The 22,840-nt window shown below is 44.6% G+C and carries 17 protein-coding genes; 9 read left to right on the forward strand and 8 right to left on the reverse strand.

Annotation, left to right across the window (positions count from 1 at the left end; translation table 11 throughout):
• Nucleotides 1–1,191: 1,191 nt before the first annotated feature.
• Nucleotides 1,192–1,896 carry a purine-nucleoside phosphorylase gene (deoD, locus tag CEF13_RS00465; RefSeq protein ID WP_102708923.1) on the reverse strand — a complete coding sequence of 235 codons (705 nt, stop codon included), beginning with the start codon at nucleotides 1,894–1,896 and terminating at the stop codon, nucleotides 1,192–1,194.
• Between the two features lie 184 nt (nucleotides 1,897–2,080).
• Nucleotides 2,081–2,797: a Crp/Fnr family transcriptional regulator gene (locus CEF13_RS00470; protein ID WP_102708924.1), complete on the reverse strand. Its 717-nt coding sequence runs from the start codon at nucleotides 2,795–2,797 to the stop codon at nucleotides 2,081–2,083.
• 140 nt (nucleotides 2,798–2,937) lie between these two features.
• Here CEF13_RS00470 and deoB point away from each other — a divergent pair, with 140 nt between their 5' ends.
• From deoB to CEF13_RS00520, 9 genes are all read left to right on the forward strand, one after another.
• Nucleotides 2,938–4,122 (forward strand): phosphopentomutase, encoded by a 1,185-nt coding sequence (gene deoB / locus CEF13_RS00475; protein WP_102708925.1) that lies wholly within the window; start codon nucleotides 2,938–2,940, stop codon nucleotides 4,120–4,122.
• Between the two features lie 56 nt (nucleotides 4,123–4,178).
• Nucleotides 4,179–5,234 (forward strand): BMP family lipoprotein, encoded by a 1,056-nt coding sequence (locus CEF13_RS00480; protein ID WP_102708926.1) that lies wholly within the window; start codon nucleotides 4,179–4,181, stop codon nucleotides 5,232–5,234.
• A 62-nt stretch (nucleotides 5,235–5,296) separates the two neighbouring features.
• Nucleotides 5,297–6,832 carry an ABC transporter ATP-binding protein gene (locus tag CEF13_RS00485; protein ID WP_102708927.1) on the forward strand — a complete coding sequence of 512 codons (1,536 nt, stop codon included), beginning with the start codon at nucleotides 5,297–5,299 and terminating at the stop codon, nucleotides 6,830–6,832.
• Nucleotides 6,825–7,895: an ABC transporter permease gene (locus tag CEF13_RS00490; protein ID WP_102708928.1), complete on the forward strand. Its 1,071-nt coding sequence runs from the start codon at nucleotides 6,825–6,827 to the stop codon at nucleotides 7,893–7,895. Before CEF13_RS00485 ends, CEF13_RS00490 begins: the two co-directional genes overlap by 8 nt.
• Nucleotides 7,896–7,898: 3 nt before the next feature.
• Entirely contained in the window at nucleotides 7,899–8,852 is a 954-nt protein-coding gene (locus tag CEF13_RS00495; RefSeq protein ID WP_102708929.1) for an ABC transporter permease, read from the forward strand.
• A 99-nt stretch (nucleotides 8,853–8,951) separates the two neighbouring features.
• Nucleotides 8,952–10,238 carry an NCS2 family permease gene (locus CEF13_RS00500; protein ID WP_102708930.1) on the forward strand — a complete coding sequence of 429 codons (1,287 nt, stop codon included), beginning with the start codon at nucleotides 8,952–8,954 and terminating at the stop codon, nucleotides 10,236–10,238.
• 138 nt (nucleotides 10,239–10,376) lie between these two features.
• Complete coding sequence (locus CEF13_RS00505; RefSeq protein ID WP_244917028.1) at nucleotides 10,377–11,537, forward strand: HD domain-containing phosphohydrolase; 1,161 nt, start codon at nucleotides 10,377–10,379, stop codon at nucleotides 11,535–11,537.
• Nucleotides 11,538–11,975: 438 nt separating this feature from the next.
• The gene (locus tag CEF13_RS29415; RefSeq protein ID WP_208414801.1) at nucleotides 11,976–14,867 is read left to right on the forward strand and encodes a BclA C-terminal domain-containing protein; all 2,892 of its coding nucleotides are present in this window, start codon (nucleotides 11,976–11,978) and stop codon (nucleotides 14,865–14,867) included.
• Nucleotides 14,868–14,936: 69 nt separating this feature from the next.
• Nucleotides 14,937–16,031, forward strand: coding sequence for a tetratricopeptide repeat-containing glycosyltransferase family 2 protein (locus CEF13_RS00520; RefSeq protein ID WP_102708933.1), 1,095 nt, complete (start codon nucleotides 14,937–14,939; stop codon nucleotides 16,029–16,031).
• Nucleotides 16,032–16,095: 64 nt separating this feature from the next.
• On the opposite strand, the gene CEF13_RS00525 is transcribed toward CEF13_RS00520, so the two are convergent.
• The 6 genes from CEF13_RS00525 to CEF13_RS00550 are packed head-to-tail and all read right to left on the reverse strand — an operon-like array spanning nucleotide 16,096 to nucleotide 22,776.
• Nucleotides 16,096–16,296, reverse strand: a complete 201-nt coding sequence (locus tag CEF13_RS00525; protein ID WP_102708934.1) for a hypothetical protein — start codon at nucleotides 16,294–16,296, stop codon at nucleotides 16,096–16,098.
• 25 nt (nucleotides 16,297–16,321) lie between these two features.
• Nucleotides 16,322–17,035, reverse strand: coding sequence for an aspartate/glutamate racemase family protein (locus tag CEF13_RS00530; protein ID WP_102708935.1), 714 nt, complete (start codon nucleotides 17,033–17,035; stop codon nucleotides 16,322–16,324).
• A 36-nt stretch (nucleotides 17,036–17,071) separates the two neighbouring features.
• Nucleotides 17,072–18,151 (reverse strand): C39 family peptidase, encoded by a 1,080-nt coding sequence (locus CEF13_RS00535; RefSeq protein ID WP_102708936.1) that lies wholly within the window; start codon nucleotides 18,149–18,151, stop codon nucleotides 17,072–17,074.
• 43 nt (nucleotides 18,152–18,194) lie between these two features.
• On the reverse strand, nucleotides 18,195–20,036 hold the full coding sequence (gene asnB, locus CEF13_RS00540; RefSeq protein ID WP_102708937.1) for an asparagine synthase (glutamine-hydrolyzing): 1,842 nt from the start codon (nucleotides 20,034–20,036) through the stop codon (nucleotides 18,195–18,197).
• Between the two features lie 28 nt (nucleotides 20,037–20,064).
• Complete coding sequence (locus tag CEF13_RS00545; protein ID WP_102708938.1) at nucleotides 20,065–21,549, reverse strand: UDP-N-acetylmuramoyl-L-alanyl-D-glutamate--2,6-diaminopimelate ligase; 1,485 nt, start codon at nucleotides 21,547–21,549, stop codon at nucleotides 20,065–20,067.
• A 42-nt stretch (nucleotides 21,550–21,591) separates the two neighbouring features.
• Nucleotides 21,592–22,776 (reverse strand): carboxylate--amine ligase, encoded by a 1,185-nt coding sequence (locus CEF13_RS00550; protein ID WP_102708939.1) that lies wholly within the window; start codon nucleotides 22,774–22,776, stop codon nucleotides 21,592–21,594.
• Between the last annotated feature and the right edge of the window lie 64 nt (nucleotides 22,777–22,840).

Below are 22,840 nucleotides of genomic sequence, written 5' to 3' on the forward strand. Positions count from 1 at the left end.
CCCTTATCCAAGAAGCATACTTCCTAACTTTTCGACCCGCCGCTTTATGGATAATAAAAGCATATCAGCCGCAATGGACATATCCTGTACATGTGGAAAAATGTGCAATTTTGTGCTTGCATATTCCGGCTTGGATGCATGATCAAACCAAAAAGCCCTCTCGACGATTCCCTTGAAAGAAAACCCGCAAGAAGGCTGGGATAACAGCTGAAATGGAGAATGATCAACCTGATTATCTTTTGTTGCTTTTCTTATTATTTCAGAAAGAAGAACCTCCTTGTGATCGATGAGATCGGGTACCGTAAGATGGAGGACGCAGCCGTCCATTACTTCTTCCAAATCATCTTAGCAAACTAAGTCTTACGCCGCTTCTAGCCATCTCTTTGTGGATGTAGTCCGTATTCACGATTGCTTGCTGCGCGAGACTTGAGCAGATTTAGTAAAGAGATGCTGGCGTAAGTCGCCATCCGTCAGCTCTGTTTCTAACGGCCAGGAGAAACAAAGTTCTTCTGCTCGCTGCATGATTGCGATACGGTGTTTCGCGAGCAGGTGCAACTGAGGGCAAAGATACGTTTGCTGATTTCCTGGCTATGTAGCCACTGGATTTCACGATATTGGGTCATAGTAGCTCCTCAACGCCGGAGACGTGGCTCCCACTTAGCGGAACGATGGCCCGATTTACTCCTTAATATTCAGATTGTTGCTTCTCTGATCCCTACTTAACAAAAGAACCTGATTTCATCATACGACTTATTCGTCTGCAATGTATGCTAGAACGAGGCTTATCTCCCCCTCCCGTTCTCACCTAGCGATGGGATTGAAAAATGGAAATCACCACAAGAGGCGGTCACGCTCTCTACTTAATTTCCCACGTAAATAAGCTATTGTAAGTACTTACTTTATGTATCGTGACAACAGCGTGACAGCAGATGATATGCCCGAAAAACAAGAAGTCCATTCCCACATGTCGGCTCGACCGCGTCAGGGAAAGGCTCGAAGCATTTTTGAATTCCACAAAACAATTTACATAAATTACGGTTTCCTAAACCGCAGGTCGGAGGTTCAATTCCTCTCGAGGCCGCCACTAAATGACACTAATAAATCATGAATTTTTAAAAGCAAAAGCCAGTGCCGGATAATATCCGCACTGGCTTTATTTTTTGCCGTATAAGCTTTACTTCATGGAACGGTCTATTTAGCGACGGCTTCTAATGCGACTTCGATCATATCATGGAATGTGGTTTGTCTCTCTTGCGCAGAAGTTTGTTCACCGGTAAGAATATGGTCACTAACCGTGAGCAGGCTTAAGCCTTTAACTCTGAATTTGTTAGTTAAATAATAAAGTGCTGCTGTTTCCATCTCTACTGCTAGTACACCATGCTGTCCAAGCTTGGTGAATTCATCGTTATCGTCAGTATAAAAAATATCAGAAGATAGGACATTTCCTACAACCAGATTAAGTCCCTTTGTTGTTCCAATGTCATGCGCTTTTTTGATGAGATTAAAGTCTCCGATCTGCGGGAAGTCGTAACCAGGGAACTGGTTGCGAATAATAGCAGAATTCGTAGCCGCTGCTTGTGCAATAATGACATCGCGGATCTTCACGTCATGTTGGATCGCACCGCATGTTCCAATGCGAACCAAATTTTTGGCGCCATAATCTTTAATTAATTCATGAATATAAATCGAAGCAGAAGGCATGCCCATTCCTGTGCCTTGAATCGATACGCGGTTTCCTTTGTACGTTCCAGTGAAACCGAGCATACCACGAACATTATTGTAACAAACAGCACCTTCTAGGAAGGTCTCGGCAATATATTTTGCACGTAATGGATCACCAGGCAACAAAACTGATTCTGCAATTTCTCCAACTTGCGCTTCGATATGAAAACTCATGTCAATGTCCTCCGATAGTTGTATAGTTTTCCACACATATGATTTCCCCATTAGAATATCACGTTATAAATTTCCATGATGTTAATGAGATAACCCGATTTGTGTGAACTAGTTCACAAAATAACCGTTAGCGTGGTTACGGAAGTATAGCGCTGCCATTTGATATATTGGGTGCACAACAAATTTAACTATGATACCACTTGCGAAGCGTTGGGAATTCTTCGGTTTCATTGCAAATCACTTCTAACAATTTCATATCAAGGAGGTAAAAATATTTTCCGCGAATATCGATCAGTCCTTCATTCTGAAAATCACCAAGTGTTTTGGAGATCGATTCTCTAGTGACTCCAAGCATGTTGGCGAGTAGGGATTGATTAATTTTAATTTCGATTTTGTAACCGTTATCAGAAGATGTTCCAAAGTTATAGTAGAGATCCATTAGAAGATTAGCGACTTTGCCTCTAACGTCATAGAAGGTTAAATAACGAATCATACGATTAAGCATACGGGTTCGATCAACGAGTATTTTGTAAGCTTTTCTTAACACCGATGGATGTTTATCAATAATGTTCAGGAAGTCTTGCTTAGACAAAATCCAAACGGATACGTTCTCGAGCGCCTCAATGGAAGAAATCCGATGTTTATCGCTGGATAAGGCTTCTACTTCTCCTAAGATATCGCCGGCGGTCGTAATACTAAGGACGACTTCTTTTCCTTCATACATGCGATAAACCTTAACCATGCCTGAACGCAGGAGAAAAACCTCATCACTCAAATCATTCTCAAACATGAAAATATGATTCTTTTTGAAATGGCGTTCCTTGAGTAAAGGGGTTATATGTTGAAGTTCATCCTCAGGAATATCGGAGAAGATTGAGATGTCGGAGATTTTGTTAATCATGAGCACGCTTCCTTTCACATTTCAATAGCTAAGCATCCTTTAGTTATAGGATGGTGAAGTAACTAGAGGATTATTCTAACATGATTTGAGGGGAATTTAGCAAAGCTGTGTGACAATTTATTTAGAATCGAGGAAGCGGGATGAAATACGATCGTATTAGCGTGATTGTATTAGATAGTGTTGGCATCGGTGCATTACCGGACGCCCACGTCTATGGAGATGTAGGCAGTCATACTTTGGGCCATATATGCGAGCAAGTACCGACCATGAAATTACCCCATCTTGCTGCTCTGGGTCTTGGCTGCATTGCACCGCTTGAAACGATCCCAGCAGTAGACAAGCCTCTAGCTTGTTATGGCAAGATGGGAGAGGTTTCAGTAGGGAAGGATACAATGACGGGCCATTGGGAGCTGATGGGATTAAAGGTAGAAGTGCCTTTTCAAGTATATCCGGGTGGATTCCCTGCGGAATTGATTGAGAGATTCGAGGAAATGACAGGCCGTAAGGTGATTGGGAACAAGGCTTCCTCGGGAACAGACATACTGGAACAGTACGGAGAAGAGCAGCTCCGAACGGGGGCGTGGATTGTTTATACTTCGGCTGACAGCGTATTCCAAATCGCAGCACACGAGGCTGTAATTCCGTTAGAAGAGCTGTATCGTGCATGTGAAATAGCACGTGAGTTAACCTTGAACGATCCCTATGTAGTTGGACGTATCATCGCGAGACCTTACGTCGGTGAGCCAGGCAATTACAAACGTACGCCAAATCGACATGACTATGCGCTTGAACCTTTTGGAGAAACGGTGCTTGATCATCTCAAGCATGATGGTTACGCTGTCATCTCCGTTGGGAAAATAAATGATATTTTCACTGGACATGGCATTAATGAATCCTATCCAACAAAGAGCAATTTAGATGGTATTGAGACAACCCTTAAACTGCTGAAGCGTTCGTTTAAAGGAATGTTATTTACGAACCTTGTAGATTTTGACTCGTTATACGGTCATCGTCGTGACCCGGAAGGGTATGCTGCATGTCTGGAAGAGTTCGATCACTATTTACCTGAACTCATGAAGCATACAGGGGAGAGGGACTTACTCATTATTACGGCTGATCATGGCAATGACCCGACCTGGCCGGGAACCGACCATACTCGGGAATACGTTCCGATCTTGATTTATAACCCTCTTCTTGCGAAAGAAACGGTTTCTATCGGTACAAGAAATACATTTGCTGATTTAGCTGCTACTATTGCAGACAATTTCCAAGTTACTGAACCTCATATCGGCACTAGCTTCTTAGCGTTGTTAGAGAGGAAGTAGCAGGTTGAACAAGCAAGGCACACTATTAAGCAAGCACATTCTGGGAGGTATTCACGATGAAAAGATGGATGAAAGCAGTATTTCCTTTATTACTCATATGTACAATCGCTCTAACTGCATGTGGGCAATCCGGCAGCAATAAAAGCGAGCCGGATCAAGGCAACAATGCCAACGAAGCTGCGGGTAATGCCAATAAACTTAAGAAGCTTAGAGTCGGTATGGTAACTGACCTTGGAAGCGTTAATGATAAATCTTTTAACCAAAGCGCATGGGAAGCCTTGCAGCAATTGAAAAAAGATTATGGTTTTGATGTGAAATATTTAGAACCGAAAACAGACGCGGACGTTGAGCCGAACCTTAATCAATTCGTTAAAGCTAACTATGATTTAACGTGGGCAACTGCTTTTACATTAGCAGATGCGGTAACACAGCTGTCCAAAGAAAATCCGAATTCAATGTTTGGGATTGTAGATTCCGATCTCGTATTGCCGAATGTGGCAGCGGTTTCTTTTAAGGAGCAAGAAGGCGCATATCTAGTAGGCGTGATCGCAGGTTTAACGACCAAAACAAACAAAATTGGCTTTATTGGCGGTATGGATATTCCCGTTATTAAACGATTTGAGGCTGGATTCCGTGCAGGCATTACAGCTGTAAACCCAGATGCGAAATTGATTGTTAACTACACAGGGCTATTCAACCGTGTAGACATGGGTAAATCTGCAGCTTCTACAATGTATAACGACGGGGCAGATATCATTTTCCACGCAGCAGGCTTAACTGGTAATGGCGTGTTTAATGAAGCTAAAGAGCGCAATAGCAAAGGAGGAAAAGTATGGGTGATTGGAGTCGATAAGGACCAATCCTTGACCTTTGGCGACGATGTGACATTAACCTCCATGATCAAAAAAGTGGATGAAGCGGTATATCAAATTTCCAAAAGCTTAGCTGAAGGCCAATTCCCAGCTGGTAAAGTGACATTAATGGGTCTGAAAGAAAAAGGCGTTGATATTGCACCAACTTCGAATAAGAATGTCGCGCCAGAAGTACTTGCCAAAGTAGAAGAATATCGTGAAAAAATTATTAAAGGTGATATTGTCGTACCAGAGAAATAAAGGCAATTTCGTCCCCTGTCATTTGAATATGACGGGGGATAGGAATTTAAGGAGGGGTCCGTGTGACTAAGGCAGATATTGCGTTGGAGCTGAAAGGAATCACTAAGAGATTCTCTGGGGTAGTGGCCAACGATTCGATTAGTTTTCAATTAAAACGCGGAGAAATTCATGCTTTGCTTGGAGAGAATGGAGCGGGAAAGTCCACCTTGATGAGTATCGTTTTCGGATTATATCAGCCTGATGAAGGTGAGATTTATGTAAACGGGAATCCAGTATGGATGGATAGCCCAAACAAGGCGATAGATCTTGGAATTGGAATGGTGCATCAGCATTTCAAATTGGTAGAGCCTTTCACGGTAACAGAAAATATCATTCTTGGAATGGAACCGAAGAAGGGTGTAAGAATCGATATTAAAGGGGCCAGCAGAAAGGTAAAGGAACTATCGGAACAATATAAGCTGGATGTCGATCCAATGGCAACGATTGAATCGATTAGTGTAGGCATGCAGCAGCGCGTAGAAATTATTAAGACGCTCTACCGCGGCGCTGACATTCTGATCTTTGATGAGCCAACTGCGGTTCTAACGCCGCAAGAGATCAGTGAGCTGCTGGAGATTATGAAGCGCTTAGTTGCAGAAGGCAAGTCGATCGTTCTGATTACCCATAAGCTGAAAGAGATTATGGAGATCGCAGATAGCTGCACCATTATTCGTCGGGGCAAGGTCATTGAAACGGTCGAAGTGGCTAAGACCAATCCACAGCAGTTAGCAGAGAAGATGGTAGGGAAGGCAGTCAACTTCAAGACAGAGAAACAAAAGGCTAAGCCTCAAGAAGCATTACTGGAAGTAAATGATTTGGTAGTTAAGGGCGCTGGTGGAACTCATGCGATTGATAAGCTCTCCTTCTCCGTTCGAGCTGGTGAGATTGTCGGTATTGCAGGGGTAGACGGGAATGGCCAGACGGAGCTAATTGAAGCTATAACCGGTATGTGTACGATTCATTCAGGAGAAATTTTGTTAAAAGGCAAACGTATTACGAATCAATCGCCGCGTATGATCTCTGAATCGGGCATGTCCCATATTCCTCAGGATCGCCATAAACATGGACTCGTTCTGGACTTTACTGTCAGTGAAAATACGGTGTTACAAACCTACTATCATCCAGAAATTAATCAGCATGGCTTCATCAATACAAAGGCTAGGGATGCGATGGCGACTCGTTTAGTACAGGAATTTGATGTGCGTACTTCAGGGATTGATGCGAAGGTTCGCTCCATGTCCGGAGGAAACCAACAAAAAGTTATTATTGCACGCGAAATCGATAAAAATCCGCAGGTTATGATCGCAGCTCAACCCACACGAGGCCTTGATGTAGGTGCGATTGAGTTTGTTCATCAACAATTAATAGCGCAGCGAGATCAAGGAAAGGCAGTACTGCTTGTATCATTTGAGCTGGAAGAAATTTTAAATGTGGCTGATCGTATTCTAGTTCTCTTCGGTGGACAAATCGTCGGTGAAACGACGCCTGAAACAACAAATGATCAGGAATTAGGATTAATGATGGCTGGTAAGCATGAAGGGAATGACTCGAATGAATAAAGTAATGAGCATTTTCAAAAATACTGCTGTGGTGACCCCATTTGTTGCCATCATTATCGGCTTGTTATTAGGCGCAATTATTATGTTGATTGGCGGATATGATCCGATTCTGGCTTATGAATCATTAATTATAAAAATTTTTGGAAGCAGCTATGATTTTGGTGAAGCTTTGCGCACGATCGTACCTCTCATTATGAGTGGCTTGGCCGTAGCAATCGCATTTCGATCAGGTATGTTCAATATCGGAGTAGACGGCCAAATTATTATGGGTTCATTAGGTGCGCTGATTGTCGGTACACAGCTTAGTCTCCCGCCGCTTCTACATGCACTTACTGCGATTATCTTTGGCGCTTTACTTGGGGGAATGTGGGGAGCGCTTGTAGGCTATATTAAGGCAAAAAGGGGTATCAATGAGGTTATTACCTGCATTATGCTTAATTTTATCGCCCTTTATATTAGTCATATCGTGATACGCACATATATGCCGCAGGCTGGCACGCAGCGGTCTGAAATGATTCACAGCTCTGCAAGCATTCAAATTGGCTGGCTCTCTGAATTAATGGGCGGCGCGCGCATCCATTGGGGTTTCCTCATTGCCATCCTTGCGGTTATTTTCTACCATATTTATTTAAACAAAACGAAATGGGGCTATGAGCTGCGCGCGGTCGGACTTAATCCTCATGCTGCCAAATATGCGGGGATGAAGGTTCCAAATGTGATGGTTCGTACAATGTTCATCTCAGGCGTGTTCGGCGGCTTAGTTGGAACCTTTGAAGTATTAGGGGTGTTTAAGTATATCGCGATCAACTCTGTTACATCGGGTCTTGGTTTTGACGGAATTGCCGTTTCTTTGCTTGGTGGAAACACTGCGCTTGGTGTATTGCTCTCGGCAGCCTTAATTGGGGGGCTTACCTATGGTTCACAAGGCATGAGCTTTGGCGCAGAAGTGCCTGGTGAGATCATTCGTATGGTTATTGCATTCATCATCTTCTTTGTTGCCGCACCCGGAATTGTAAGGCTGTTCCTCAAACCACTCCAACAAAAATTAAAGAAGAAGGTGTGATTTATGGAGATTATCGGCAATCTTCTTAATGGTACGCTCGTATTCTCTACGGCATTTATCTTCGCTGCACTCGGTGGACTCATGTCAGAACGCTCGGGCGTCATTAATATTGGCCTTGAAGGATTTATGATATCGGGAGCCTTCTTCTCCGCGATAACGGCTTATTACGCAGAAATGGCGGGGTTTGGAAGCTTTTCTCCATGGCTGGGATTAATCGGAGCCGTCGTATTTACAGCTATCTTCTCTAGCATTCATGCGATTGCCACGATTACGTTTAAAGCGAATCAGGTAGTAAGTGGTGTTGTGATTAATATTCTTGCTGCAAGCTCGACGTTCTTTTTGGTCAAAATGATATTTGATGGCTCAGCAGAAACGCCTCTGCTTGCGTCGGTATTTCATAAGCTGACCATTCCTTACTTGAGTAATATTCCATTTATCGGTAATGTATTCTTTAATGCATATCCAACGACGTATATAGCGATTGCATTAGTCATCCTCCTTTATTTTGTTTTATTTAAAACCTCAACCGGTTTAAGGCTTCGTGCAGTTGGCGAGCATCCAAGCGCCGCGGATACAGTCGGGGTCAAAGTAAATCGAACTCGCTACATCGCCGTTATATTAAGCGGATCGATTGCGGCACTCGGTGGAGCAACTATTGTTCTGACCTCGAACGGTAATTTTGCATTTAATACTATTTCGGGACAGGGGTATATTGCGCTCGCAGCACTTATTTTTGGCAAATGGAATCCAGTAGGTGTGATGCTGGCATCCTTATTCTTCGGTTTAGCCCAAGCAGTAAAGGATCAATTACAGATCTTTGAATTCGCAGCACGCATTCCGAATGAATTTTTCTATATGCTGCCTTATGTATTAACGTTAATCGTATTAATTGGGGCAGTAGGGAAAGCTCGTGCACCCAAAGCATTAGGTGAACCCTATGAGGTTGGGAAACGATGAGGAGAAAACGGATTTAATCTTTCAGTAAGCTGGATGTCTTCAAGACCTCCAGCTTTTTCATGGAATGAATGGTTAGGTTGAAGAATGGAGGACTCTAAATTGATTAACCGATTGCAAAGGCTCTTTCATATTCAAGAAGAGAATTCGACGATACGAACCGAATTTGTTGCGGGATTAACCTCGTTTATGACAGTGGCTTATATTATTGCGGTGAATGGCGCCATCTTAAGTACAACTGGCATGCCTTATGAGGCGGCAACGATTGTCACAGTTATCTGTTCTTTTGTCGGCTGTATGCTCATGGCGCTTTGGGCGAATTCGCCATTAATTATTGTTCCGGGTATGGGGGATAACGCTTTTTTTGTTTTTACATTAGTATTCTCGCTAGGACTTACGTGGCAGCAAGCACTTGCTGCCGTGTTCTTGGCAGGTGTCGTATTTATGTTAACAACAGTAACCAAAGGGGCCGATTATTTATCACGCTCGATTCCAAAATCTATGATCCATGCAATGACAGCTGGAATTGGTTTGTTTATTGCTTTTCTAGGATTAAAAAATGGGGGAATCATCGTTGCGAGTGAGGGTACATTCGTTACTTTAGCGAAATTCAGTGATCCTTATGCTTTAACGACTATACTTACCTTGTTGATTGTGCTGCCGTTATTCATGCGGAATGTGAAGGGGAGCTTCTTAATTGCGATTATTGCTGGCACTTGTATAGGTGCGCTGCTCGGTATTGTCGATTTCTCGACTTTACGCGATTTCAGTCTTTCCTTTAATGGTTATGGTGATTTGTTTTTCGCTTTGGATTTCAGCGGCATGGGCAAGCTTAATTTTTGGACTGCTGTTTTTTCATTGTCTATGGTCATTATTTTTCAGAACATGGGAGCACAACTTGGCATGCTTCCTAATAAATCGAAGTTTAGAAAGTCGTTTCAGGCCAATTCCATCTCGGTGATCAGTGCGGGACTATTGGGCTGCAGTCCTACGACGACAGCTGCTGAGTCAGCAACAGGTATTGCCCAAGGAGGGAGAACCGGGCTGACGTCGTTAACAACGGGCCTTCTATTTATTCCGGCGTTATTTCTCATTCCGCTGTTTAAGATTATTCCCAATAGTGCAATTGCTCCTTTACTTATCATTGTTGGCTGTCTGATGGTACTGAGTGTGAAGGAAATTCCGTTTGGCGACTTTACAGAAGCTTTCCCGGCATACTTGATGATGGCCATTATGCCGCTTTCTTTCAGCATTGCGAATGGGATTGCATTTGGATTCATTGCGTACCCTATTCTGAAGCTGGTTACAGGCCGGAGACAAGAAGTGTCGCTTACGATGTATGTCATTGCATTTTTCTTCCTGCTTTATTTTATATTAGGTTCGATATAAAGAGCTTATTAAATGATGCATTTTATCATTTTTTGTCGAGAAACCATTGTGTGAAGGGTCGAAAGAGCAGGATTTAGCGATTGTTAAAGCGAATGGCTATTAAGACCATGAGCTTGAATCGCTGAGGAGTGAAGTTTTGTGCATGATGAGACCCGAGAAATGAGCTTATACCAGACAGATTTATCGCCGGAGCAAATGCTTAAGGTTATATTCAAATATACAGCCAAAATCTCGAATGAGAAAAAGCTGGATTCCGTGCTTATCTTGATGGCTAATATGGGGCGAGAAATGATTGTCGCTGATCGCTGCACGGTATGGTTAATCGATATCGCTCGCAACGAGCTGTTTACCGTTGTAGCACATGGTATCGGGGAGATCCGGATTCCATATGGAAGCGGGTTGGTCGGCAATGCCATCAGCACCGGCGAGCCTATCATTATTGATGATGCCTATGCGGATTCCAGACATAATCCGGAAACGGACAAGAAGACGGGATATAGGACCAAGTCGATACTAACGATCCCTTTCCGCAATAATCAGGGGGAAATTATCGGGGCTTATCAAGCGATAAACAAAATGACAGAAGCGCAAACCTTTTCGACCAAGGACATGGAGTACTTAACTTTAGCAGCATCTTATTCAGGGAAATCGTTGGAATCTATTATGCTGTATGAAGAAATCATTGAAACGCAAAAAGAAATTATTTATAAAATGGGTGAAATCGGAGAGAATCGTTCGAAGGAAACTGGAAATCATGTAAGACGTGTTGCGCAATATTCGTATATTTTGGCGTTAGGACTCGGTCTTAGCGAGATTGAAGCAGAAAGGCTGCGAAGCGCTTCCCCGATGCATGATATTGGAAAGGTAGCGATACCGGATTCTATTCTGCAAAAGCCAGGTAAATTAACATCAGAGGAATTCGAGTTAATGAAAACTCACTCCGAAATTGGCTTTCATTTACTGCACAGCTCAAAGCGGCCACTTATGCAAGCCGCAGCAATTGTTGCGATGCAGCATCATGAGAAGTGGGATGGCTCAGGCTATCCGCAAGGCCTGAAAGGTGAAGAGATTCATATTTACGGACGGATTACGGCAATCGCAGACGTTTTTGATGCATTAGGAAGTGCTAGAGTATATAAAGCGGCCTGGGAGCTGGATCGGATTTTGCTATTAATGGAAGAGGAGCGGGGCAAACACTTCGATCCTCGGGTGGTCGATGTCTTTTTTGAGCGGCTGCCGCAGCTTCTTGAAATAAGAGATCGTGATGGAGATATAGATATGACAATCACACAAAAATAAACGAAGAAAAAGTAGATAGAAAGACCTCATGGACTCATTCCTTGAGGTCTTTTTTTTATAGCGATAATGTTGAACGCCTATAGCACGGCTCATACATTTAAGGTTTTGCTTGTCTTTCAAAGATGGCACTAGGTATTTACCGTGTTCAAAAAATGTTTTGATCATAGACTGATTTAGCTGTTGTAAATAGCATATTACCAATCGCAGCTAATCTATAAATCTATGAGAAAGAGAAGAGATGCCATGAGCAGGAAGGTTCAAACGGAGAAGTTGAATGCAGCGATAAAAAAACTGCAAACAGCGAAGATTTTTATTCAAAACAAGCAACTAAAGCACGCTAAGTACCAAATACATGAGGTTGTTTCAAACTGCGGCAGTATTTTTAACAAAAAGGTAATTCAAAAGCGCAAAAGCAGCAAATGATAGGAGTGAGCAATCTTGGCAAAAATTCGGGCGAGATGCCTTAGAAAAAAAAACTTAGCGATTGTTGAATTGCGTAAGGCAAAGAAGCTTACTCGCAAAAACAAAATAAGGTCAGCTCGAATCGATGTCATTGATACCATCGGTATTCTAAATCGAACCATTCATTGCTTAGAGGGTCCGAAGCCAAGGCCGAAGCCTAGACCTAAACCGAAGCCAAAGCCAACGCCAAAACCGAAACACAGATGCAGAAGAGGTCCGGTAGGACCAAGAGGACCGCGGGGCTTTAGGGGATTAAGAGGCTTTAAGGGCTCTAGCGGGCCGACCGGCCGGACGGGTGCTCGAGGGGCAGCGGGGGTAACAGGCGCAGCGGGAGTAAGAGGGGCAACCGGGATAGGGATGGACGGCGTAGTCTTGTTTGACCCGTTGGCAGCTCCTGGCTACCGGGCAGGTCAAGTCGTAACATATAATGGCAGCACGTACGTTGTGAATATAACGGGACCAGTAGGAACACCAGGCACATCACCGGATTACACCTTGCTTGCAGCAAGCGGTGCAACCGGAGCCACGGGAGCTACTGGGGCAGGAACAAAGGGTGCAACAGGTGCAACAGGAGCGACAGGAACAGGCCTTGGCGGGCTAGTAGCGTTTGATCCGCTTGTATCTCCGATGTATCCAGTAGGCCAAGTGGTGACATTTGACGGAAGCACGTATGTGGTGAACACGACACCACCAACAGGCATACCGGGCACATCGCCAGATTATACGCTGCTCGCAGCAGGCGGTTCTACAGGTGCAACAGGCGCAGTAGGTGCAACTGGGGCTACGGGTGTGGCAGGAGTTACTGGAGCAACAGGAGTGGCAGGAGTGGCAGGTGTTACCGGTGCGACAGGGGGAACTGGTGCTACGGGAGCGACAGGAGCAGCGGGTGCAACTGGGACCACGGGAGCAGCAGGAGCAACAGGTGTGACAGGTGATGTTGGTGCAACCGGAGCAACAGGCGAAGCGGGAGCAACCGGGGCCACGGGAGCAGCAGGAATAACGGGAGCAACAGGAACAGGCTTGGACGGCATAGTAACGTTTGATCCGCTTGTATCTCCGACGTATCCAGTGGGCCAAGTGGTGACGTTTGATGGAAGCACGTATGTGGTGAACACAGCACCACCAACAGGCACACCGAGCACATCGCCGGATTACACGCTGCTGGCAGCAAGCGGGGCTACAGGTGCAACAGGCGCAGTGGGTGTAACTGGAGCTACGGGTGTGGCAGGAGATACTGGAGCAACGGGTGTGACAGGTGATGTTGGTGCAACCGGAGCAACAGGCGTAGCGGGAGCAACCGGAGCCACGGGAGCAGTAGGAACAACAGGTGCAACAGGAGCAGGCTTGGACGGTATAGTAGCGTTTGATCCGCTTGTGGCACCGACTTACCCAGTGGGCCAAGTGGTGACGTTTGACGGAAGCACGTATGTGGTGAACACGGCACCACCAACAGGTACACCGGGCACATCGCCGGATTATACGCTGCTCGCAGCAAGCGGCGCTATGGGAGCAACAGGCGCAGTGGGTGCAACTGGAGCTACGGGTGTAGCAGGAGATACTGGACCAACGGGAGCAACAGGCGTAGCGGGAGCAACCGGAGCCACGGGAGCAGTAGGAACAACAGGTGCAACAGGAACAGGCTTGGACGGTATAGTAGCGTTTGATCCGCTTGTATCTCCAACGTATCCAGTAGGCCAAGTGGTGACGTTTGACGGAAGCACGTATGTGGTGAACACAGAACAACCAACAGGAACACCAGGCACATCACCGGATTACACGCTGCTAGCAGCAGGCGGGGCTACAGGTGCAACAGGCGCAGTGGGTGCAACTGGAGCTACGGGTGTGGCAGGAGATACTGGAGCAACAGGTGAAACAGGAACAGGCTTGGACGGTATAGTAGCGTTTGATCCGCTTGTGGCACCGACTTACCCAGTGGGCCAAGTGGTGACGTTTGACGGAAGCACGTATGTGGTGAACACGGCACAACCAACAGGCACACCAGGCACATCGCCGGATTACACGCTGCTCGCAGCAAGCGGCGCTACGGGAGCAACAGGCGCAGTGGGTGCAACTGGAGCTACAGGTGTGGCAGGAGATACTGGACCAACGGGAGCAACAGGAACAGGCTTGGACGGCATAGTAACGTTTGATCCGCTTGTATCTCCGACGTATCCAGTAGGCCAAGTGGTGACGTTTGACGGAAGCACGTATGTGGTGAACACAGCACAACCAACAGGCACACCAGGCACATCGCCAGATTATACGCTGCTCGCAGCAAGTGGCGCTACGGGAGCGACAGGCGCAGTGGGTGCAACTGGAGCTACGGGTGTGGCAGGAGATACTGGACCAACGGGAGCGACAGGTACAGCAGGAGCAACGGGAGCGACAGGAGTAGCAGGAGCAACGGGAGCCACAGGCACAGCGGGCGCAACCGGAGCGACAGGAGCAACCGGAACGAGTGTAACATCTGACTCTGCTTATGCAGCCAATACAACAGGTGCATTAATTACTGTTGTTATCGGAGGTACGAATGTACCGCTTCCAAGCTCGCAGAACTTAAGCCCGAATATTACGGTGAATGGAGCTAATGATACGTTTACGGTCGCAAATGCAGGTAGATATTATATTAGCTATCAGGTCAACACGACGGCTGCTCTCCTGCTCAGTACACGTCTAATCATCAATGGTACTCAGAATACTGCATCTGTCGTAGCACCTGCGCTAAGCATTTCAAGTTTTACCAATGACATTATTGTCACATTGGGTGCTGCTAGCACAGTGACGCTGCAATTATTTGGATTATTAGGTGCGGCCACCTTAATAACAGGGGGCGCAGGAGCCGCGTTAACAATTATTCGTGTTAGCTAGGAGAAACAAGGACAAATAGTACGAGAATATGATGAATCAATCTAATTGACTCGTAGGGGTGTGATTTCGTTGATTTCCATCAGCTTGTGTTTAATTGTCAAAAATGAAGAAAAAACGCTCGGTCGATGTCTTTCTTCTATGAAGGACATCGCCGACGAAATCATCATCGTGGACACGGGCTCTACTGATTTAACAAAGCAGGTTGCGGGTAAGTTTACGGATCGAGTTGAACATTTTACATGGATTAATGATTTCGCTGCTGCCCGCAATTATGCTTTTTCATTAGCGACCAAATCTTATATTATGTGGCTTGATGCCGATGATGTTCTTAAGGAGTCAGATCAACTGAAGTTACGGGAGCTTAAGCGAAATCTTGACCCTGCTGTTGATTCAGTCACAATGGATTATCACTTAGCATTCGATGAGTTTGGCAATGTCACGTCAAAATTAAAACGGAATCGAATTGTGAAGCGAGAGCGTGGTTTTAAATGGATTGGACCGGTACATGAATATCTTGAAGTGTACGGTAATATTTTTCATAGCGACATCGCGGTTACCCACAGCAGCATCCATCATGACAGTGATCGAAATTTAAAAATATATGAACAAAGATTAGCGAAAGGAGAAGTGTTTTCTCCGCGGGATTTGTTTTATTACGCTAATGAGCTCAAGGATCATAGTAAATTTAAAGCAGCGATTCGTTATTATAATCAATTTCTTGATACGGGCAAAGGATGGATTGAAGACAATGTGGCTTCCTGCAGTCGACTTGCTGATTGCTACAGCGAACTGAAGGAAACACGGAAAATGGTTGATTCTATCTTCCGCTCCTTTCATTATGATAAGCCGCGACCAGAGTTTTGCTGCCGATTGGGCTTTTATTTCTTGGAGCGAGAGGAATTTAAGCTGGCTATTTATTGGTATAAGCTGGCACTTGCAGTGGAGAAGCCGGAGCAAAACTGGGGCTTTGAAAATCTAGCGTGTTCCACATGGCTTCCGCATCTCCAGCTTTGCGTTTGTTATGACCGGATTGGTGAATTTGAAACGGCATATGCCCATAATGAATTAGCGAGAACATTCAGGCCGACAGATGAACGCATTGTGGCCAATAGAGCGTATCTTGTCAAACGTCTGGGGAAAAAAGTTGGAGAAGAGGCACTCTAAGTGTAATCAACAAAAAGGCGAGTGTTTCCCGATATAATAAAGGGAAGCACTCGCCTTTTATAGGTTACATATCAATTTCATACCAAACCTTGCCATCTGGGTATTCTGCAATCGAAGGCGAGGTGCATTGGATTCGGGCATGAGCATATTTCACGGCTATATAGGCCGCTTCGGCTTCGGAAAGCCTTAGTTCTCTATGTTTGCGGTCTGCGGAGAAGGATTGTTCTAGAAATAAATCAAATGCTTCTATATTAAGCATTGTCATGATGTGCCTCCTGAGTTTACCGCTATTATTCAGAATCAGAATGTTTCCCTGATAATTCAATCGATTTCTGGACAAGTACAGCCATTGCATCTACACAATATTTCGAAATCTCATTTCGGATCGGGATACAAGAAAGCTCCGTACAAGCGATGATCACACAGTTGCAATTATAATTCACCAAGAGTTCATTAATAATACCTTCGAATTCACCGGACTCCACAGGCAAATTACGCTTAACCTTATTGTAAATAATATCCATGACATGCTCTTGTATAGAGTCGTTAGGTTCATGGAGCTGCATGCCGTACTTCTCACAGCCGCTGCGATACACACCGCTGCTTACGGTCCCGTTTGTGGCCAAAATTCCGATTTTGCAATGCTCGCCGTGAAGGCTGTATATCTCTTTCAATGTTTCATCAACCATATTAATGATGTTAATGCTAGTCATCCGCTGCATTGCGGCATGAAAGTAATGCGAAGTATTACAAGGTATTGCGATATTAGACACACCCGCTGCTTCAAGAAGCTGCAGATCCTTAGCAACCGCATTAAGAAAAAGCTCACCCTGATTAGCCAGAATAACTTCTGTTCGATCCGGCAATGTTGCATGATTAAGAATAATCATATCAATATGATCCTGATCGCGATCCGCGACGGTATGCTCAATAACTTTATCAAAAAAAACGGAGGTCGCCTTTGGACCCATTCCGCCGATGACGCCTAAGCTTTTATATTCCATAGTTCGACCTACTTTTGCTGAAGTGTATACTGAACATCAATTATTACCGACAATCATTGCATGACTTCCCATTTCTACATAACTATTAAAAAATTTATCCATGTCATAGGTTACTTGCCCCACTAAAGGATTCATCACGTGGACCTTGCCATTCTCGTAGCCATTCAAAACAACGACATGTAGATTAATAGGCGCGGGAAAATATTCACTCGAATCACTCAAGTACCAGGAGTAGTTCATTTTCGGCTTAGATAGATCCAGTGTGATCCAAGTGACGACAGGTATTCCGTGATTTAGCTGTTCTATGATTTGTTCTTTGGTGCTGCCGCTTATATCTTTAGTAGGATTGCTGTGGCCTACAGCATCAAAATATAACTCAGCTGCCTTCACAATAGGCGGCGCAAAGCTGAAAAACCCGCCCTTAAGCTCCCGAGGATCGCCAGCATAGGCTTCATAAGGATCAGGTCCGTATAATTTATTGTTCTTGGAGTAAAAAGCCTGCTTCGGTAAATAGTTATCAGCCATTTCTGTCTTCGTTGCATCATAGCCATAATATTGGAGCACCGCTGTTAATGAGGTAATCTCACAGCCGTTCGGCAGCTCAGGATTTTGCATAATGGTGTCGACATTTAAATAGACTTTTTTAATTTCAAATTGACCATTTCCTGTACTGGTGATTTCCTTCACATAATCCAGCATTGGGTTGGTTAATGCGATTTCCTGAGAAGGAGAGGTTATCTTGACCTGCTCCTCGTTCTCAGTCAACTGGAAAGGTGCGTTGACGCTTTCCTGCTTTATTGAATATGTTCCATAATCAAGCTTACCGGACGTTGCCTTGCCTTGCGCATCGGTCATAACCGTTTCGATTGCTTTGCCTGATTCAATATCCATAATCAAATAGCTGCTATTTGCAATTGGAAGCTGCGTCTGGGAATCGGTATTGATGATTGTGATCTTTCCCTGCTTGCTCTTTGGAGCAGGAGTGACAGCTTCCGCCTGTTTGCCCTCGTCAGGAGGTGCTATCGTTGTTAGCACTTTCGATGAATCCTTACTAACCAAAGTATAAATAAAAAATAAAATGCCTGCCAGCACGACAAGCGATATGATTTTCTTCATGATGAAGCTCCTTCCGTCCTAAGACGTTGTCAGCCGCTCTAGCCTATTCAAAAAATCTCTTATGCCAGACAAGGAATACATATACGGTCCAGATGTACCTGGCATAATTTTGTTTTCCTGAGTAATGCGCATCCAGATAGTGAGTTAATTGTTCTGTGTGGAAAAATTGCTCGGCAGCTTGGGATTGGAAGCTGCTCTTCACTAGCAAATAATATTTCTCTTCCCGGAGCCAGTGCCGGATAGGTACGGGAAAGCCGACCTTCGGCCTGTTTGCCCATTCATCGGGAAGCACTTCCTTTGCAGCCGTACGCAGCGCATACTTCGTATTATTGTCATGCACACGAAGAGGCGTCGGAAGCTTTGCCGCTAATTCCATAACCATTTTATCTAAAAAAGGTACTCGCAGTTCAATGGAATGCGCGAGGCTCATTTTGTCTGCCTTGAGAAGAATGTCGCCTGGAAGCCAGAGCTTCAGATCGACATACTGCATTTTTGTAATGTCATCCTTGCCTCGAACCTTATCATATACATCCTTCGTAATGCTTCGTGAGGATGGGCTGCTCTTGTACTCATCCTTCAATAGAGCTAATGCATCTGCCTCGTCAAATACTTTGGCCTGTCCAATAAAGCGCTCCTCTACCCGCTGCCCGCCTTTAACGACAAAGGAGGTGATTCGGTTTTTCGGCAGCTTGCCTGTCACGAGAGATAATGATCTCCTTATGACAAACGGGAGCTTCTTATATTTCTTCATGGCTGGGGTCGTATCATACCAATCATAACCGCCAAAAATTTCGTCTGCGCCTTCTCCCGATAGGACGACTGTGACATGCTGGCTTGCAAGCTCAGCGAGAAAGTATAAAGGGACAGAAGATGGATTGGATTGCGGCTCATCCATATGATACTGAATAGTCGGCAACAGCTCGAAGCACTCATCCGCAGTAACGAGCTTTTTGTGATTCTCAATTCCCAAAATGTCCGATAATTCTTTGGCAAGATTCGTTTCGTTGAAATTCCCCTCGTAGTCCTGGAAGCCAACGGAGAACGTTTTGTTTGGTTTTAGCAAAGCCGTTATATAGCTGGAATCAATACCGCCTGATAAGAATGACCCCACCTTCACATCGCTGATTGCGTGGTAATCGACAGATTCCTTAACGGTGCTTTTTATTTGATCCACATAATACGCCAGACTATTTTCTTCCGCAGCAAAGGCAGCATCCCAATAAGAATTAATCTCCAATTTGCCATGTTCATAAAGCATGTAGTGACCAGGCTTTAGCTTATATACGCCCTTGAAGAAGGTTTCATCAAGCACGGAGTATTGAAAGGTCAGATAGGGCTTCAGTGCATCCTTATTCAGTTCTTTGCGAAATGAAGGCTGCTGCAGGAATGCTTTGATCTCCGAACCGAATAGGAAAGAGCCGTCCAACGTGTTCTGAGTATAATAAAGCGGCTTAATACCGAAAAAGTCTCTGGCAAGAAACAACGATTCCTTATTTGTATCCCAGATGGCAAAAGCGAACATGCCTCGAAGCTTCTGAAGGACACCGACGCCGTATTCTTCGTAAGCGTGAATAATAACCTCGCTGTCTGTATGACTGACGAAGGTATGTCCCTTCTCAAGCAATTCCTGGCGAAGCTCTTGATAGTTATAGATCTCCCCGTTGAAAACCAGGACACAGCTCTTGTCTTCATTATACATCGGCTGGCTGGCTTCTTCCGACATATCGATAATTTTCAGGCGTCTAAAGCCTAGAGTAACGACCTCGTCTGAATAAATACCGCCGCTATCCGGACCTCTATGAACGATAGTATCCATCATCGCTTTAATGATGGATACTTGATCAACGTCTAATCGACTATTAGCAAAGCCTACAAAACCGCACATAAATGATACCTTCCATTAACCTTATTGTTTAATGCATCTTAAGTTTATTTTGATTTCCTTTAATTTCTCTTACGATCTCAGCTTCATTGAACGGGATTTCTGTTTTTCCGACAATTTGTGATGTTTCGTGGCCCTTGCCTGCTATTAGTATAACATCATCTTTCTTGCTTATATCAATAGCGAACGCAATAGCATCTCTACGATCAACGATAGCCTCATATTTCCCCTCATAGGCCTCGATACCTTCTACGATTTCCCTAATGATTAGATTATTATCCTGCTCTTTCGGGTTATCCGAAGTAACAACAGCGAAGTCGGCAAATGAAGCGGCAACTTTAGCCATTGCTCTGCGTTTCTCCTGCCCTGACTCGCCGTCAGCTGCATATACGCCAAACACGAGAATAATTCGGCCTTTCGTAAACGGTCTAATCGTGAGCAATGCCTTCTCCAAGCTATCCTCCGTATGAGCAAAATCTACAATGATTTTGGTGTCCTCATCCTGATAGACAACCTCGAGCCTTCCTTTAATGCCGTCCACAGCCGCAATGCCATCTGCTATCTGCTGCAGACTGAACTGATTGCAATAAGCGGTTGCTATCGCCGCTAAGCTGTTATAAACATAAATGGTACCAGGTAAATTCACCTGTATCATTATGCTGCCTTTGGGCGTGTGTGCCGTGTAGGTCGTGTAATCGGCAAAATAGTGAATGTCTGACGCATAGATGTCCGCGTCCTGCTCAATTCCGTATGTAAGCAGCTTCACTTTTCGGTTTGCCAGCCTGTCGATTAGGAGGCGGCCATATTTATCATCGGCATTGATAATGTTATAGTCCGTCGTCATGTCGAATAATTTTGCTTTCGCTTCGAAATATTCTGACATCGTGTTGTGAAGCTCCAGATGATCCGGCGTCAGGTTCGTGAACAATCCGGTATTAAAGCTGGAGTGCGCAACGCGATTTAAATTCAATGCATGAGAGGAAACCTCCATAACGCAATGCTTCGTATGGGAATCAATCATATCTGCGAAGATGTGCTGCAGATTAAGCGACTCCGGCGTTGTATTTTTATTTTTGGTCAACTTATCTCCGATAACGGTCCCGATCGTTCCAATGATGCCGATGGAGGTACCAGTTTGCTCGAAGATCGACTTCAAAAAATAGGTTGTTGATGTCTTCCCGTTTGTACCGGTTATACCAATCAAATTTAATTGCTCTGTAGGGCGCTGATAGAAATTAGCCGCAACTCGTGCAAGCGCCTCTCGTGTATCAGCAACCTTCAGCACAGTAACGCCGGCATCGATCGTAACATCCTTTTCCACAATAATCGTGGTCGCTCCGAGAGAGATCGCCTTATCGATAAATCGATGGCCATCTACTGTAAACCCAGAAATTGCGACGAAAACGCCATTATGCACAACATCCCTGGAGTCATATGCAACAGCGGCTGCTTCAATATGCAAATCACCTTTCACGAGCACATATTGAAGATCTTTGACTAAAGCGGTTAATAACATACGATCAACTCCATTCTTGTGACCTATCCGTGTTCGGTATGCTTATCTTCTAAAAAACTTCTTTGCGATCTTTCCCCCGATAATAGAGGCATATGAGAATGCAGGCTTAGGGTCCTTCCAATCCCAAATTGCATAAGCCTTGGGCTTGAATAACGATACAAGCACTTGTTTAAATGTAAGCTGCCCCGTTTTAATATAATCGCGAATCGCCAGCATATCCTCGTACCCGTACCAGAATACACGATTGGTATTCTCTTTGACGGCTTTGGGCGGCACAATGTTTCCAGTCAGCTCTTGATACGTAATCCAAGGAATGTTCACTCCAACCTTATAGAGCAAATTATTCAAATTCGTAATACGGCAATTGACCTCGATTAAATAAAATTTACCGGTTTCGGAATCTTTCTTGAACTCAATTTCCGCAAAGCCCTTCCACTTCATCTTTTCTAAGAATGGCGCTCCGATATCGTACAGCTCCTGAACGTACTTCTGGCCTGTATAGACAGACGCGCCAAAGTTGATTGGATATTGGCGGAACTTCTGGCAGGTAACCCAGTGCGTCACCTTGGATTCTTGATTCAAATATGCGTCAAATGTATACATATGATCATCAAAGCCTGGGATAATACGTTGAACAATGACCTCTAGATTTGCTTCGCTCGCTTGATTCAGCGCCTGCTCAAGCTCGGCTTTGTTATTGACTTTAAACAGTTTCCTTCTAAATTTGGCTACGAAGGAAGGGGAGTCAGTCGGCTTAACGATACAAGGATACTTGATCGTCTCATCTATTTTCTCGAAAAAGTTCTCTTCATCAACGCGAACCGTTTCGGGAACGGCTACACCATTCTCGAGAGATAAACGCTGTAGTACTTCTTTATTCATCATATTCGTATATATGCCGGGTTCATTTTGCGGAATGAGATAATACTCCCGCAGCTCGGTTAGATGCTCATCGATAACCTCTAAATAGGAATCATGGCATGGAATAAGAACGGGAGGCGCGCTTTGCTTGCTTGCGTATTCTTTTAAGAAAGAAATGAATGCTGTCGTGTCATCTTTATAATGAGGAGCGAGAAGACGCTCTGAAGTGTATTTGGAATCTGCACCATAGTTATGCTTGTCCGAATAATCAACAGCTACCGTATGGACGCCGTTAATACCCAAGCAGCGAATCGTGCTTAAGCCTATATAATAATTACAACCTAAAATAACTGCCTTATTATTCACTAAAGCACATCTCGCTTTCCCGAATGAAGTTCATTTTGTTATAAATTCTAGTCATGTTTTAAAC

Source organism: Paenibacillus castaneae, assembly GCF_002884445.1.
Taxonomy (GTDB): domain Bacteria; phylum Bacillota; class Bacilli; order Paenibacillales; family Paenibacillaceae; genus Pristimantibacillus; species Pristimantibacillus castaneae.